Source organism: Niveispirillum irakense DSM 11586, from assembly GCF_000429645.1.
Taxonomy (GTDB): domain Bacteria; phylum Pseudomonadota; class Alphaproteobacteria; order Azospirillales; family Azospirillaceae; genus Niveispirillum; species Niveispirillum irakense.
Map to the genome: position 1 here is coordinate 37,155 of NZ_KE386935.1, position 16,105 is coordinate 53,259.

The following is a 16,105-nucleotide window of genomic DNA, read 5'->3' on the forward strand; positions in this document are numbered from 1 at the left end:
ACCCCTTCACAGCAGGGATGCCCCCGCCAGACCGGCGGGGGCAATCAGGATCAGAAGCTGGCACCAACCCGCACACCGAGGGTCCGGCCGGGGTTATAGGAAACGGTGGTCGAACTCCACACCACACTGGTCTGGCTGGCGATGCGCTTATCTTCCAGATTATTGACGAAGCCATTGATGTAATAGGTCTGGTCGGCACTGTCCCAGCGCAGGTTCACATCCGTCTTCGTGTAGCCACCATTGCGGCCCTGGATGTAATTGCCGCTGTCGCTGTAGGTCTTGGACTGAACGTAGAAATCGACTGCCGGTGTCAGCGTGCTGCCATCGGGCAGATCGACAATATGTTCATAGCCCAGACGCGCGCTCCAGCGCGGGGAATTGACCAGCCGGTTACCCGAGAAATCCGCCACCGCACTGCCGATGGGCGCATAGCCCAGGATGGGGGCGAAGATATTATACATCGTGTCGGCGCTGTTCATATTGTCCGACGCGTTGGGGAAGGACCGGTACTTCGCATCCAGGAACGAGACATAGGCCGACAGCCGGTCATTGCGGGTGGGCCGGAACAGGCTCTCCAGTTCGATGCCCCGGATGCGGGCCTTGGCCGCGTTGGTCGTCACCGCCACCGGCCCGCTGGGGGAATTGATGACGCTGGACACCTGCAAATCATTGTAATCCATATTGAAGACAGTGGCCGACAGGAACAGGCGGCGGTCCAGCAGGTTGCTGCGCAGCCCCAGTTCATAATTGGTCACCGTCTCTGGCCGGTAGCCGGTATAGGGTTCCGGGTTGGTGCTGGATTCCAGGCCGCCCGCGCGATAGCCGGTGCTGACCGTGGCATAGGCCATCGTATCTTCGGTCAGGTCATAATCCAGACCCGCCTTCCAACTGACCTTGCTGAATTTACGTGACGGGCGGTCGGTATCATCGGTAAAGCCAAGGCCACCGGCGGGGCAGGTATCATTGTCGATATTCTGCCGCGTGACGGTGCCGCCCAGGCAGACCAGTTCCTGCTGGCCGCCATGGACCGTGTCCCAGGTGGAGCGCACGCCCGCCAACAGGCGGAACCGGTCCGTCACCCGCCACGTACCCTGGGCGAAGATGGCCTTCGATTCACTGCCCCAATCCGTGTAGGTGTTGACCACATCCACGGCATTGATGGTGGAAATCTGGTTGCCCGTCCCGGCCACCAACGGCCCGAACGCATTGAACACGCTGCCGAACGGGGCCGGTGCCGTGTTGCCGGCATGCAGCAGGCGCTGGCCCGACGGCTTCTCGTCCCAATAATAATAACCGCCGCCAACCAGGGAGATGCTGTCGCTCTCGAAATTAATGTCGATTTCGTGGGAGCTGCTTTCCTGCCGCTGGTTCAGATATTCTTGGGAGAAGACGCCGGTCGTCGCCTCCACACCGTCATTCTTCAAGACCGAGAAGCCGGCCAGATAGGTCGCGGTCACGGCGTCAGAAACTTCCCAGGTCAGCCGCGACCGGGCGGCGTATTCCTTGATGTCCTTGACGTTGTCGCGGACATTCTGGATGCCGGGGTTCGGCTGGTGGGTCTTGATGATCTCCACCGGACCGAAGGTGCCGGTCGTCAGATTGGCATTGGGATAATAATTGTACCTGGACAGGAAGATGAGCGGGGTTGTCCCCTGGTCCTCGCCATAGTTCAGTGACAGGCGCCAGGTCAGATTATCAGCGGCATTCCAGACAGAGGTGAGGCGCACCCCCGTCTGATCGGTCTTGTCGAACCGTTCCGACGCCGAATAGCGCGGGTTGCGACCGTCATTGACATGGCGGAAGGCGGAAATGCGGATCGCCAGATCATCGCTGACCGGCAGATCGGTATTCACCCGGACCTGCAGATCCTGGTTCGTGCCATATTGCACATCGCCGGCCACGGCATACTCATTGCCGGGATCGGCCGTGTTGATATTCACCACGCCCGCCGTGGCGTTGCGGCCATGCACCGTGCCCTGCGGCCCGCGCAGCACTTCGATGGCACCGATATCGAACATGCCCAGCGTCAGGGTGGTGGGGAACGGGGCGTAGATACCATCGATCTGGGTGGCGACGGTGGAATAGCCGCTGAAGCCGTTATTGCTGCCGATGCCGCGCATCGAGAAGCCGTTCTGGCTGAATTGCAGGTTGGGCACGGTGGTGACCAGATCATCAGCCGCCGTGATGTTCTGCCGGTCGAGCATATCCTGGCTCAGCACCGATACGGCGATGGGCGCCTTGGACAGGTTTTCCTTCACCTTCTGGGCGGTGACGACAATTTCCGCCAGCAGATCATCATCGCTGGCCGTTTCCGCCGCCAGGACGGCAGGCGTCAGCAGCAAGGCGCTGGCGGACACCATCAGCGCGGCCCTGGTCAGCTTCCATGAGTCTGTCATTTTCCATCCCTCTTGATTTTGTTTGATTGCGCCGACAAGGCGACTGCATCGGAATTTCAGGCAAGAGGGGGGTGTCCACGCCCTGCGGCATGGTCCTCCCCTTTTCGAGAAAGCTTGGTTCCTGGCGCGTTACTTCAGCAGCACGCCCAGTGCCGTCTCCGCCATGGCGCGATAGCCGGCATCGGACGGGTGCAGCTTGTCGCCGCTATCGAAAGCGGGCTTCAGATGCTGCGGACTGGCGGGATCGCGCAGGGCGGTGTCGAAATCAATGACGCTGTCAAACTCACCACTGGTGCGGATCCACTGGTTGATCTCCTGCCGGATCGGCTCTTTCACCGGGGTGGCATAGCCGGGAAACGGCGATCCCAGGAACGGCGTCAGGGTGGCGCCATGGATCTTCAGACCCGCCAGCCGGGCCCGGGCGATCAATTGCCGGTAGCCGGCAATCAGGTCCGCCGCCGTCACCTCAGGATGGCTGCCAGGGCCCCGCGGGTTGGGCAGCCCGCTCAGCCCCAGATCATTGATGCCTTCCAGCAGCACCACATCGGTGGCACCGGGTACGGCCAGCACATCACGGTCGAACCGGGCGAGAGCCGCCGCCCCCACCTCGTCCCGCAGGACGCGGTTGCCACCAATGCCGGCATTGGCGATGCCGATATGGGTCAGGCCCTTGTCCCGCAGCAAGGCGGCAAACTGGTCGGGCCAGCCGCGCATCAGCGGGTCTTTGGCGCCGGCGCCATCGGTGATGGAATCCCCGAAGGTGACGATGGTGCGGGCTTCCTTCGTTGACCGGACCAGGATACCCGTCACGATTTCCCGTCCCGTCTCGATGCGGGAACCGGTCAGGCTGGCCGCCTTGGTCTGGTCGCCACCGGCCACCACTTCCACCACATGCAGCGGGTCGGCCTGCGGGATCGCCACCGGTTGCGGCAGATGCAGGGTGACATAAACGATGCTCCCTGCCTTCACCGCCAGCGGCACCACATCGCTGACCAGCGGGGCGCCAGCCGGGATGCGGGTGGAAGTGGCCCCGCTGAAGGTCAGCGGTTTCACCGTGGCCCCATCCATCCGACCGGCTTCATCGGCCAGCGCGACAGTGGCAGCACCAATCTGCACATCGGCCGGCAGACCTTCTGCCGACAGCTTGACCCGCAGCACATCGCCTTCAGCGCTGACGCGCATCTTGTAGCGGGCGGTGCCCTGGATTTCCGCCGGCGGGCGCCAGAAATCAAACGGCAGCTTCGCCACCGGCAGCGACGGGCTGGAAGCCCAGCTTTGCACCCAGCGCCCATCCGGAGCGGCCCCTGCCAGGGGCGCCTGCCACAGCAGCAGGGCGGCAGCGGCGGCGGAGACTGTCAGTAACCGTTTGAAATTCATCGTGGTCATGCTTGTTACCTCCCTGTGCATTGGAAGCTCTCGGCGGCTTCCTTGTTTCCCGTGCCATCATAGCGGGCATAGGTCGGATAGGGGCAGAGCGGGCGGGTGCGACCGGGCCACGGGGTTTGCGCGCCCGCCGTCGCCACCAGCCGGTCGGGGGCCGTCCCCTGCTCCACCCAGGCCACCATGGCCTGGAAGGCGGGGAAACGGTCGGTGGCCGGGCCATTGCCGCAATGGCCCATGCCCGGCACCGGGAAGACGCGGACAAAATCCTTGGCCTTGCCGTCATAGCGGGCGTCAAGTTCCCGATACCAGCCCGTGGTGTCATTGACGGAGAAGACCGGGTCCGACACGCCATGCGGCACGATCAGCTTGGCGCCATGGCGCCGAAACCCATCCATATCCGGGGACCGGGCCGACATCTCATCCCAAGGCGCTGTGTTGAAGGGCGGCGCCGTGCGATAGATCAGGTCGCCATCCTTGGCGAAATCGAAGGCCAGTTGCTGCTGGAATATTTCCTGCGGGTTCGCGCCCAGGGCGCGCGGGGTGGCAGAGAAGATGCCGTGCAGGGCGGCCCCGCCGACCACGACATTCAATGCCGGCACCGGCGGTTGCGACAGGCCCAGTTTCCAGACCGACCAATCCTGGGACCCGATCCCGGCATCCCACGGCCATTGCGCATAAAGCGGGGTGCCATCACGCCCCTTCGGCCCGGCCAAGGATTCCCTGAGCGCCTTGATCTTCGCACTCTCCACGCAGGCATCCGCGCCGTCCTGCTGGCACTGAACCTGCGCCAGCGCCTTTTCCAGCCTGGCGCCGGTGCAGGTGCCATAATGGGCGACGATACCATCAGCCAGCCCGTCATCCGCGTCGCAGGCATCCAGCACCGCCTTGCGGATCAGGCTGAAATCCTGCGCCGTGAAGGTCTTGGCCAGATCGAAGACGGAGCGTTTTCCGTCACCATCCGGCGTCAGCAGGTGGCTGAACACCTGCACATCCCAATTCTGCGCCAGGGCCGCGCGCGGCAGCGACATGCCCGGCGCACCGGCGACGATCCCGTCAAACGTATCGGGGAAGCGCTGTGCGAACATCAGCCCTTCCTGACCGCCCTTGGAACAGCCAGCGAAATAGGAGCGATCCGCCGGCTTTCCATAGAAGCGGGCGACCAGCGCTTTCGCCCCATCGGCCACCGGCTTCAGGGAGGCATAGGCATAGTTGCGCCGCGCCTCCGGGTCCCAGCCAAAGGCCACCTGCCCGCCGCGGGCCGGATCGGTATTGGTGTCATTGTCATGGCCGGAATCCTGGCTGACCACGGCATAGCCCTGGTTGATCGCCGGCTCCGTCAGGCCCGCACCGGGGACGAACCCCAGCCCATTGCCAATATCGCCATTGGTGCCGCCACCGCCCTGGAACAGGAACCGGCCGTTCCAGCTCTCCGGCAGCCGCACGCGGAAGCGGATGGCATAGGATTGACCATCCACACCCTTGCGCTCGGCCATCACAGCATCAATCAGGCAATGCGCCTTCAAGGGCTGAACCGGGTCCGGCTTGGCGTCAAAAGGACCGAAGACCGGCAAGGTGCCCTCTGGCACGCTTTCAGCCTTCTGCACCCGGGTGGAAGGGTCGGGCCAATGGCCCTGCATCTGCTGGGCCAGGGCAGCGCAATGCGCCGCCAGATCCCCGCCGCTGCCGGTCGTGGTGGCGGCCCCGGCGGCTGGCGTCAACAGCGCCAGCGTGGCGGATGCCGCCAGCATCATGGTCCTGGGCTGTAATCCCATTCCCATCCTCCCCCATCATCGTTTTGTTCTTAAATATAACTATACCCCCACATTACAAACGATTGCAATGGCGATTTCAGGCAGGTTTCGGGGATTTTTCGATGGGGGAGGGTAGAAAAAGGGGAGCAGGATCGGATCAGGAAAGACGTGCATCTGTATGCTGGGCGCTGACAATGGTCAAGGCGCCCAGCACCCCCGCCCGGTCACCCAGGCCAGGGGCGACAATGAAATCCCCGGCCAGCACCGGGCTTTGCACATAACCCCCGAGACGCGCGCGGGCAGCGTCCAGCGCTGCCTTGCGCACATCCGCGCGCTGGCCCACACCACCCCCCAGGATGATACGGCGGGGGGAGGTGACCAGCAGCAGATTGGCGCAAAGCTGGCCGATATAATCCCCCACCAGCGCCCAGACCGGATGATCATCGGCCAATTCTTCCGCCGGGCGGCCCACCCGCGCGGCGATGGCCGGGCCGGATGCCAGCCCTTCCAGGCAGTCGCCATGGAAGGGGCAATGGCCCGTGAACGGGTCCTTCACCGGATCACGGCGGACCAGGATATGCCCCGCTTCCGGATGCAGCAGCCCATGGACCGGCGCCCCATTCACCACCAGCCCGACACCAATACCGGTACCCACGGTGATATAAGCGAAGTCGGCCAGCCCCTGTGCTGCGCCCCAGCGCCCTTCACCCAAGGCGGCACCATTGACATCGGTATCCAGATAAACCGGCACGCCGAACCGTTGCGCCAGCGGTGCCACCAGCAGGGTCTGTGACCAGCCCGGCTTCGGCGTCTTTGTGATGCGCAGCCCCTCCGGATCGGCCGGGTCCAGGCACAAGGGGCCAAAGCTGGCGATGCCGATGGCATCAAACGGGCGCAGCCCTTCCAGCGCGCCGATGATGGCCGCCATGGTGCTGGCAGGGTCGGTGGTGGGGACACGCACAGGCGGGGTCAGGTCATCCGGGCCAGTGCCCGCCGCGACAACAACCTTGGTGCCCCCCAGTTCAATACCGGCGATACGCATGTTGCGCCTTCCCTTATCCGTTCGTCTTCACCAGCCAGCGCAGGCCCCAGGGGCCCAGCGGCACAGCCTGCGCTGTCACAGCCTTGCCGTCCAGCAGGTCATGCCAATGGCCTTCCCCCAACAGGTCCGACAGGTCGGCAATCCGCGCATCCCCGTTGAAATGGCCCAGGCAAACCAGCCGGTCGCCATCCGCCGCCCGCCGGTCAAAGGCCAGCAGGGCGGGATCATCAGTTTTCAGCGGTCGGGCCGGGTTCGCCGCATGCATGCAGGCCCGGTCCCGGCGCAATTGGGCGAAGCGGGCGATATCGGCATGGATCGCCCCTTCCGGACGGTTCCAGTCCATCACAGGCCGGTGCAGCCAGCGCCCATCCAGGGCATGTTCGGGATCGGCGGCATAATCAGCATCGTTGGTCAGCGCCCGTTCATCGCCCATATACAGCGCGGGGATACCGTCCAGCGCAAAAGTGACCCCATAGAGCAGCCGCAACCGGGCCAGGGCCGCCGCATTATCGGCCCCGTCCCGCCACCCGGCCAGTGACGCCGCCATGCCGTTGGTCGACGGCACCGCCCCCGGTTCCGCCTGGAACACCCTGCCATCGGCGAAGGAGCCGGGCACCTTCCCGGCATAGAAATCGGAAATCCAGGCCAGCCGCTCCTTGGGGATTACCCCGCCCAGGGCCGCCCAGATAATATCATCATGGCAGCGGACATAGGTCAGCCAGCCTGCATCCGCCGGACGCGCCAGCGCATCTTCCAGGCAGTGCGCCAACGGCCGTGCATCGCCCGTGGCAAGGGCCGCCCACAGTGCCGTCATGGCGCTGTTATTATAGGCCAGATGGCATTCCGGCCGTTCGGCATCGCCCAGGAAGGGCAATACCTCATCCAGCCCGACGATCGCTTCGGCTTTCAGGGCCACGGCGGGGGCGACGATGGCCAGCAGGGCGCGCCAGGCCCGCACCACCTGATGCGTCTCCGGCAGGCCCCGGCAATCCGTGCCCGCCCGCTTCCACAAAAACGGCGCGCTATCCAGGCGGAACACCTCCGCACCCTGGTTGGCCAGATAGAACAGCACATCCACCATCTCGATAAAGACGGCGGGATTGGCGTAATTCAAATCCCACTGGAACGGGTAGAAGGTGGTCCAGACATGGCCGCCCATTTCCGGCACAAAGGTAAAATTGCCCGGTGCCGTCTGTGGGAATACCTGTCCCAGATGCGCCTCAAGTGCCGCCACATCCGCCGCATTCTCCACCACATGGTAGAAATCACGGAAGGCGGGGTCGCCCGCCTTCGCCGCCAGGGCCCAGGGATGGCTGTCTGCCGTGTGGTTACAGACGATATCCAAGCACAGGCTGATGCCGCGCCCGCGCAGGTCGGCGGCAAGCGCCCGCAGATCATCCATCGTGCCCAGCTTGGGGTCCACCTGGCGGAAATCCGCCACGGCGAAGCCGCCATCACTGTCGCCCTCACAAGGCCTCAACAGCGGCAGCGGGTGGAAATAGGTGACGCCCAGGCGCGTCAGTTCATCCAGCCTTGATCTTGTGCCGGCCAGCGTGCCGGCGAACCGGTCGATATAGGTGCAATAGCCCACCATTTCGGGCCGCTGGAACCAGTCGGGCGCGTCCACGCGCTGCTGATCCAGGGCCCGCAGGTCGGCCGGGCGTTGCCGGGCGGCGTCGACCAGCCGGGCGGCCAGCAGGCGTTCCCACGCCCCCTGCCCATAAAGCGGGCGCAGGGCGGCCAGCACATGGGGCCAATGCCGGTCGATACGGTCGGCCAGCCCTGTATCAAGGCTGGCATCATCGGAAAGGGCCAGGGGAAAGGCGGACATCGGCACGGTCTCGCTTTTATTTGAAAGCACAAGAACCCCCGCCTTGGCAGCGGGGGTCGCATCAGGAAAATCCGGCCGGGGAAACGGGGAGGAAACCGCCCCGGCCGGTCGCACCACACCGTCAGAACGTGTATTTCAGGGTAGCGGTGCTGGAGCGGCCATTGATGGACCGGGCGCGGATGATGTTATCCACGCCCTCGACGATGCTGCCTTCCTCGGCTTCCGTCAGGCCCTTGGCATTGAACAGGTTGTTGACATTGACCGACAGGGACAGCCCCTCGGTGATGGACACATCGCCGAACAGGTTGACCTGGGCATAGCCGGGCATCACCAGCTCGTTATTATCCTGGGCGTAGGATTTGGTGGTGCCGATGATGTTGGCGCCGATGGTGAAGACGTCATAGCTGTAGGATGGCGTCACCTGATAGATCAGCTTGGCCTGCCGGCGGGGCGTATTGCCCTTGAAGGCGGGCGTCAGCGCATCCTTGGAAATTTCCGCATCCGTCCAGGTGGCGCCACCGGTCAGCAGGAACCCGTCATACCGGTAAGATGCTTCCAGCTCGATGCCCTTGGCCTCATAGGTGCGGTCAAAGAAGCGCTGGCTGGTGGCCTCGAAATTCTGTTCCTGCGTCTTGGCATAAAACGCGGTGGCGAACAGGCTGATCCCGTCACCGCGCCATTTCAGGCCCGCCTCGTACTGGTCCACCATATCGACCGCATCTTCCTTGGCGACGGAGCCATCGGCCCGCACACGGCCGAATAGCAGCCGGTCCGCATTGGCGCGACCGCCCTGGCTGACGCGGGCAAAGGCCGCCAGATCAGGGTTGATCATATAGTTGGCACCAACCGACCAGGACCAATAGCCCCAGTCATAATTCACCAGTTGCGGGTTGGCGCTGTCGATCACGGAGACGGACCGTTCAGGCGCGGAGATCACGCCGTCGCGGTTCACATCCACCGTCGCCTGACGGCTGGCAGTATAGGTGCCGCGCGCCCTGCCCTCGTCCCGACGGAGAGAGCCGTCCAGGTTCCAGCTTCCCATCTCCCACGCCGCCGACACATAGGGCGCGTCGATATCGTACTGGGTGTCATAGCGCCTTGTGCAGCAATTGCCCCACAGCGGCACGCCATAGGCCAGCAAGCCATTGCTGGTCAGCTTCTGCCCGTTGCTGTCATAGACATCCAGCAGCCGACCATCCTGACCCTTCACATCCATCACATAGGTATTCCACAGCCAGTCCATCTCGATATTCTGGCGGGCCTTGTAATAGCCGGCGGTCAGGTCGATCACGCTTTCGCCGCTGACAATGCTCTTGGTCAGCTTGAAATCATTGGCAAGGTTGGAGAAATCATTGATCTCCACATCGAACAAAGCCACCCGTGAGGCGAGCCCGTTGCCATTCAGGCTGGCCGGGTTGCCGATGCTGGTGCCGTCCGTATAGCGCAGGGTGGCGCCGGCCCCGCCGATGGCGGTGGCCAGGGCCTGGGCGCCCATCACCTCCTGCGGGAAGGGGCTGACGAAACGGCCGCTTGTATCGGCCACGCGCAGCTTGTTGGCGACCGACCAGCCATCGGCCAGATCGAACTTGAACTCCGCCCCCACAGCGGTGGAAACCGGGTGCATCCCGTCCTTCAGGCTGCTGGTGCGGGGGTTATTGTTGCCATCCAGCCCGACATTGGTCAGGAAATTGGGCGTGTGCAAACTGTCATCAAGTATGCTGAAACCGGCGATGGAGCGGATCTTGGGATCACTGTTGGTGCCGCTGATCAGCACGGGCTGCGGCAGATAGCCTGCGGCACGGTCATTCAGATATTTGAAATAGACCCGCGCATAGCCATTCTCGAAGTTCCGCGTCAGGTTCGCCTTCACCTGCCCGCCGCTCTCCGCCGTGTAATTGGCGTTCCGCGCGCCCTCACCCTCGCGGTAGAAGCCGCCAATATGGGCCGTCCAGTCATCGCCCAGCGAGCCGCCAAACTCAAAATCGCCGCGCGTGGTGTCATAATCCAGCCCGCGCGTGATGGCGAAGCTGCCGCCCTCTTTGTCACCGGTCTTGGAGATGAAGTTGATCACGCCGCCGGGGGAGTTGCTGGCCAGCGTGCTGGCAGAGCCACCCCGGATCGCCTCCACCCGTGCCACATTGGCATCGGCGCGCAGGAAGATGTCGGCGTTACCAAAGGCGATATCGCCAAATTCCATGACCGGCAGGCCATCTTCATGCAATTGCAGGAACTTGGCACCACCGGCGGCCACCGGCAACCCGCGCACGGCGATATTGGCATTGCCTTCGCCACCACTGGATTCCGACCGGATACCGGGAATATTGCGGAAAATCTCGGCTGTGCTGCGCGGTGCCGATTGCAGCAGATCATCCGCCGACAGGGCGGAGACGGAGACGGAACTGCGCATCTTGGAGGTCTGGCTGACCACGGCGGTCACCACGATTTCATCCAGCAGCAGACCGTCATTCACCGGCACCGCATTATCAGCCGCCGGGGCGGCCTGCGCCACCTGAGTGCCCTGGATATCCTGGGCCTGCGCCACGGAAAGGCCGCACGCGGCCAGCGCTGCGCCCATAGCGGACGCACGCAACAAACTGCTCTTCATGATCGACTCACTCCCTCAAAGACCGGATGGTCAATACGGGCCCCGTTGCTCGGCGCCCTTTGCTTCGAGAGTGATGATAGGGGGATTGCAAACGATTGCAAGTGTGATTTTGGATAGGTTGGGGTGAGTCGTTATCCTTTTCATCTCTTTGGGGCCAAACCACCTAAAGCAACGCTCGCTCGCAGCAGTTAACCTCAGGCTCACCATGGGATTAACCCTAGAGGAGTGGGGCCAACTGAGTCGCTGCCTGATCGATAAAATCGTTTATCTTACTTCCATTCACTCCGGCAGGGTATGCCGACGTTGCGCCAACTACGCCGCATGGGAGAAGCTTCTTTCCCCATGAGTATTCGTAATCCACGAAATTACGCAGGCGCATGGCACGGTTAATGACTTCCTTTCGGAAGAAGCTGGCTGTTTCCGCCGCACTACTTGTCCAATTAGGATTATTATTTAGGATAATAAAAAGATGGTTTTCGGCATCCATCGAAACCTTCTGCGCCGAACAGAAAACGATTTTCTTGACATAACAGGGATTTAGCACGCGACCCCAATAGATCGTACCATCTGCACAGTGAGCAAATGTCTCATCGAATATAGTCGCTAGGCCGTTCCAATCGGCAAAGCTGAGAGATTCCTGTGAGAGATGGTTGTGGTGAACGACGATCGGCGCACCTGCCGCCGCTTTAGCGTGCACATCCTGGCTTGGATCAGCCCCATCCTTCCGCATGAGGGTACGAATCTCGATCAACTTGCCTCTTGACGTCTCAAGGAAGGCTGCAAACTCCCAACCCTGCATCAAGCCGAGTTCGACAACGGCCTTTGCAATGGGAGCCTCGAAATCAGTCAATGGGCGTGGAGGCATCTATGCAGGACCAACGGTGCTTGTTCCTGATTATCTTAGCTGATGATGAAGTTGCGGGCGACATGATTATTGCGCGCTAGGCTGAAGCCGCCGCAAAATGAAGAGTGGAAGACAGCTCAGAAATGAGCGGACATATAGCGTGGTAAAATCAATAGACGTCACGTCCTGGGTATGCGCCACACGAAAAGAGATCGCGGCTTTCTATGGTCGGAAGCCTGGGAAAATGAAATCAAAAAATAGCGCCTTTCTGATCGTGCGCACCTATCTCAAACCTGTCGATGTCTATGCGTACCTACGAGCCCGGTTCGGCCCCCCCAACGGCTTCCAGAGTTTCCTGCGTAGGGACGATAGCGACAACTGGATTCACTGGGACTTCAATCTAAAAGCCGATGGCGTCGATGTGTATATCGCTGGCACCTCGCGGGATATCCATTTCCATATCTCTGAATTCTTGCGCGATACTGACTGGCAAAACCTTATCCTAGCCCTTAAGGCAGACTTCAGTCGCATCGGTCGTGCAAAATCAGAGGTGATGCGTAGCTTTGAAAAATTTGTTGTATTCCAGAATAAGTACTATGCCTTGGCCAATCTTTGTGCCGAGATACACCAAGCAATTCTTGATACCTCTTCAATGCATCCCCTTCCGGCAATCACCAGAAAACGTTCTTTGCGGCGTTATACTTCAGACATCAAGCGGCTAGGCAAACGGTCAGACAATCTGTATGGAGACTGTTTGAAACTCAAGCTAATGACGCCGGTAATGGCCGAAGCCTTCATAAACATGATCATTCTTATTTTTTGTAAAGATGAGGTGCGCAACGACCGATCTACCTACGAGGCATTTATACGTTCTAGTATTCCAGAGCGCATCAGAAACCTTTCAGAGAATTGCCATGGTTTCCGAGAGCCAATAGACCAGACTAGTACTGTTTATGGAGACTTCAAACGTGTGATGGACAAGCGAAATTTTGCTATCCACGGCAACATAGATCCTATACGTGAACAAATTGAAACAGTATATTTTGATGGACGTCGACCTCTTTTCGTTGAAGGCGGTGATAATATCGTAAGGTTTTTTAATAATTTAGAAAATTTAAATGAACCAGCGGTTGTTATTTCCGACTATGAGACGGTCCATATATTCCTGGGCGAAATTGCAAATCGGCTTGAAGACCGATATCGTGAATTCTTCGAGCAGGTGATCGATGATCCCTATCCGGGATACGAAGTGAATAAAAAGCGGGTTACCCGCATACTCCCCGAACACAACATGCAAGCCATCATGCATAAGATACGCTATGACGATGATCTAGATGTAATTTGGTAGATTAGATCCATATAGAATGCTGAACAATTGCCCATCAGAGCATCTATACAGTAGCATGCACCGCCCGACAGCGCATATCTTGCTATGTCGACCTCCAGTCGCCATCTCAACTTTCGTAAAGACCCAGATGGCGCGCAAGCAAAAATCTGCACGCCATAAAATCTTCATGCAATCGTTTGCAAATCCGCCTCCCCCCGCGTATGATCCACCCTAATACCAGGGCGGAACCCACCGCCCTCTCAAGTCCATCGGGGGAGAAAACGCGCCATGCCGCAAGGGTTCGGCCAGCTTTCGGGGCTGGATGCCACCATTATCGGGGTCTATCTGGCCGCCATCGTGGCGCTGGGGCTGTTTGCCTCGCGCCAGTCCAAGACGGCCACAGATTATTTCCTGGCTTCGCGCAGTTCGACATGGCCTACGATCGGGCTGGCGCTGCTGGCGTCCAACATTTCCTCCACCACCCTGATCGGGTTGGCGGGTGCGGCTTATGCCACGGGGATTTCCGTCTATAATTATGAATGGATGGCCAGCATCGTGCTGGTCTTCTTCTGTCTGTTCCTGCTGCCTGTCATCCTGCGTAGTCAGGTTTATACAATGCCGGAATTTCTGGAACGCCGGTTTGACGGGTCCATCCGGCTCTATTTCTCCGGTCTGACCATCTTCCTCAACATCGTGGTGGATACGGCCGGCACCCTGTTCGGCGGGGCGCTAATGTTCAAGCTGATCTTCCCCGATGTGCCGCTGTGGCAGATCGCCGGGCTGCTGGCGCTGGCCGCCGGGGCCTATACCGCTGCCGGCGGGTTGAAGGCCGTGCTGGTGACAGAGGTGGTGCAGGCGGTGATCCTGTGCGGGGCGTCCATCTTCGTGGCCCTGTTCGCCTTTGATAAGGCCGGCGGCTGGGATGCCGTGATGGCCGGCGTGGATGCGCAGAAGATGAGCCTGATCCGCCCGGCAGGGGATGAGAACCTGCCCTGGACGGGGCTGATTTCCGGCGTGCCGCTGATCGGGCTGTATTTCTGGTGTACCAACCAGTTCATGGTTCAGCGCGTGCTGTCGGCCAAGGATCTGAACCATGGCCGCTGGGGCAGCCTGTTTGCCGGGCTGTTGAAACTGCCGGTGCTGTTCCTGATGGTGCTGCCGGGTTCCGCCGCCATCCTGATGTATCCCAATCTGGAACGGGCCGATCTGGTCTATCCGACGCTGATTTTTGATCTGCTGCCCGTGGGCGTGATCGGCATTGTGGTGGCGGGTTTCCTGGCGGCCATCATGTCGTCCATCGCCAGCACCTTCAATTCCGCCTCCACCCTCGTCACCATGGATTTTGTGCGCCGTTTCAAGCCGGACGTGTCGCAAACGGCCCTGGTGCGGATCGGGCGCATCACCACGCTCTGCTTCATGGTGCTGTCGGTCGCCTGGGTGCCGGTGGTGGAAAGCATGACCGATACGCTGTGGCAATATCTCCAGGCCGTGCTGGCCTATGCCGTGCCGCCCGTGGTGGCCCTGTTCCTGGCCGGCATTTTCTGGGACCGGGCCAATGTGGCCGGTGCCCGTGCCGGCGTGGTGGTGGGGCTGGTGGCCGGCGGTCTGCTGTTCTACGGCATACAGGTGGCAGGCACTATCCATCTGCATTTCCTGCTGGCGGCCACGCTGCTGTTCGCCCTGTCGCTGGCCGCGGTGATCCTGGCCAGCCTGTTGACCGCCCCGCCCGACCGGGCCAAGGCCCGCACCCTTATGTGGACCCGCGCCGATTTCGATGCCGAAACCCAGTCGCTGCGCGGTCAACCGCTCTGGCAGAATTACCGGGTGCAGGGGGCGGCCCTGCTGGTGCTGACGGCTGTGATCGTGTGGATTTTCCGCTGATCAGGCCCCGCTGGACTGGCGGACCACCAGTTCTGCCGCCATGGTGGCGGAGGGGGTATCCTCCCCCTCCATCCGGCGGAACAGCAGGTCAATCATCACCTTGGCCCCACGCGCCAGATCCTGGCGCACGGTGCTGAGGGTGGGGCTGACATAGGCGGCGATGTTGATATCATCGAAGCCGACAACAGCCACATCCTCCGGCACCCGCAGCCCGGCGGCGTTCAGCGCCTTGATCGCCGCGATGGCGATCACGTCCGACACGGCGAAGATGGCATCAAACCGGGTCTTGCTCTCAATCAGGCTGCGCACCGTGTCATAGGCCGTATCCACGGTGAAATGGGCCGGCGCCATCAGGGCCGGATCTTCCGTAATGCCGGCGGCGGTCAGCGCCCGGCGATAGCCCTCATAGCGCAACCCCACCTCCGGCAGCAGCGGCACGCCCAGAAAGGCGATATGCCGCCGGCCCTTGCGGATCAGATGTTCCACCGCCACCCGCGCGCCGCCAATATTGTCCGACCCGACGGAGCAATAGGTCTGGCTGGGCAGATGCGCGCCCCAGACCACCAGGGGCAGATAATCGCGGGCAACCTCGTTCAACGCCGCGTGCTGGTCGCTCTGCCCGATGACAATCAGGCCATCGGCCTTGCGGGACTGGATCAACCGGTCCAGCCAGCCCGGTTCCGGCTTGGCCACCTTGGACAGCAGCACGGTATAATCGCGCGCCGTGATTTCGTCCGCCAGCCGGCCGAACAGCTCGATGAAGAACGGGTCAGAGATCAACTGCCCCACCTCGTGCCCCAACGGGATCACCACGCCGATGGTACGGGTCTTCTTCAGGCGCAGATTGCGCGCCTGCTCGTTGATGACATAGCCATGTTCATTGGCCAGCGCCAATATCTCTTCCCGCTTCGCCTCCGGCACCAGCGAACTGCCGGACAGCGCCCGCGACACGGTGGAAACCGACACGCCCGCCAGCCGGGCGATATCCGTCATTTTGATATTTGGCGCCATGGGGATGATCTGACCATTACCATCGACGCGGGCG

The 16,105-nt window shown here is 61.4% G+C and carries 10 protein-coding genes; 2 read left to right on the top strand and 8 right to left on the bottom strand.

Features of this window, described 5'->3' with window-relative positions; genetic code table 11:
* Positions 1 to 50: 50 nt before the first annotated feature.
* From G473_RS0122280 to G473_RS0122310, 7 genes are all read right to left on the bottom strand, one after another.
* On the bottom strand, positions 51 to 2,396 hold the full coding sequence (locus G473_RS0122280; RefSeq protein WP_029014926.1) for a TonB-dependent receptor: 2,346 nt from the start codon (positions 2,394 to 2,396) through the stop codon (positions 51 to 53).
* 129 nt (positions 2,397 to 2,525) lie between these two features.
* Positions 2,526 to 3,782 (bottom strand): SGNH/GDSL hydrolase family protein, encoded by a 1,257-nt coding sequence (locus tag G473_RS0122285; protein WP_029014927.1) that lies wholly within the window; start codon positions 3,780 to 3,782, stop codon positions 2,526 to 2,528.
* A gap of 5 nt (positions 3,783 to 3,787) precedes the next feature.
* Positions 3,788 to 5,551 carry a tannase/feruloyl esterase family alpha/beta hydrolase gene (locus tag G473_RS28375; protein ID WP_161631030.1) on the bottom strand — a complete coding sequence of 588 codons (1,764 nt, stop codon included), beginning with the start codon at positions 5,549 to 5,551 and terminating at the stop codon, positions 3,788 to 3,790.
* A 136-nt stretch (positions 5,552 to 5,687) separates the two neighbouring features.
* A complete protein-coding gene (locus G473_RS0122295; RefSeq protein WP_029014928.1) occupies positions 5,688 to 6,572 on the bottom strand; it encodes an ROK family protein in 885 nt (294 codons plus the stop codon).
* 13 nt (positions 6,573 to 6,585) lie between these two features.
* Positions 6,586 to 8,403 carry an alpha-amylase family glycosyl hydrolase gene (locus G473_RS0122300; RefSeq protein WP_029014929.1) on the bottom strand — a complete coding sequence of 606 codons (1,818 nt, stop codon included), beginning with the start codon at positions 8,401 to 8,403 and terminating at the stop codon, positions 6,586 to 6,588.
* Positions 8,404 to 8,524: 121 nt separating this feature from the next.
* Complete coding sequence (locus G473_RS0122305; RefSeq protein ID WP_029014930.1) at positions 8,525 to 11,008, bottom strand: TonB-dependent receptor domain-containing protein; 2,484 nt, start codon at positions 11,006 to 11,008, stop codon at positions 8,525 to 8,527.
* Positions 11,009 to 11,225: 217 nt separating this feature from the next.
* Positions 11,226 to 11,858, bottom strand: a complete 633-nt coding sequence (locus G473_RS0122310) for a hypothetical protein (RefSeq protein WP_029014931.1) — start codon at positions 11,856 to 11,858, stop codon at positions 11,226 to 11,228.
* A 238-nt stretch (positions 11,859 to 12,096) separates the two neighbouring features.
* Between G473_RS0122310 and G473_RS0122320 the strand changes: the two genes are divergently transcribed.
* A complete protein-coding gene (locus G473_RS0122320) occupies positions 12,097 to 13,200 on the top strand; it encodes a hypothetical protein (protein ID WP_029014932.1) in 1,104 nt (367 codons plus the stop codon).
* 267 nt (positions 13,201 to 13,467) lie between these two features.
* Positions 13,468 to 15,060, top strand: a complete 1,593-nt coding sequence (locus G473_RS0122325; RefSeq protein ID WP_029014933.1) for a sodium:solute symporter — start codon at positions 13,468 to 13,470, stop codon at positions 15,058 to 15,060.
* Here G473_RS0122325 and G473_RS0122330 read toward each other — a convergent pair whose 3' ends face one another.
* Positions 15,061 to 16,053 (bottom strand): LacI family DNA-binding transcriptional regulator, encoded by a 993-nt coding sequence (locus G473_RS0122330; protein WP_029014934.1) that lies wholly within the window; start codon positions 16,051 to 16,053, stop codon positions 15,061 to 15,063.
* Between the last annotated feature and the right edge of the window lie 52 nt (positions 16,054 to 16,105).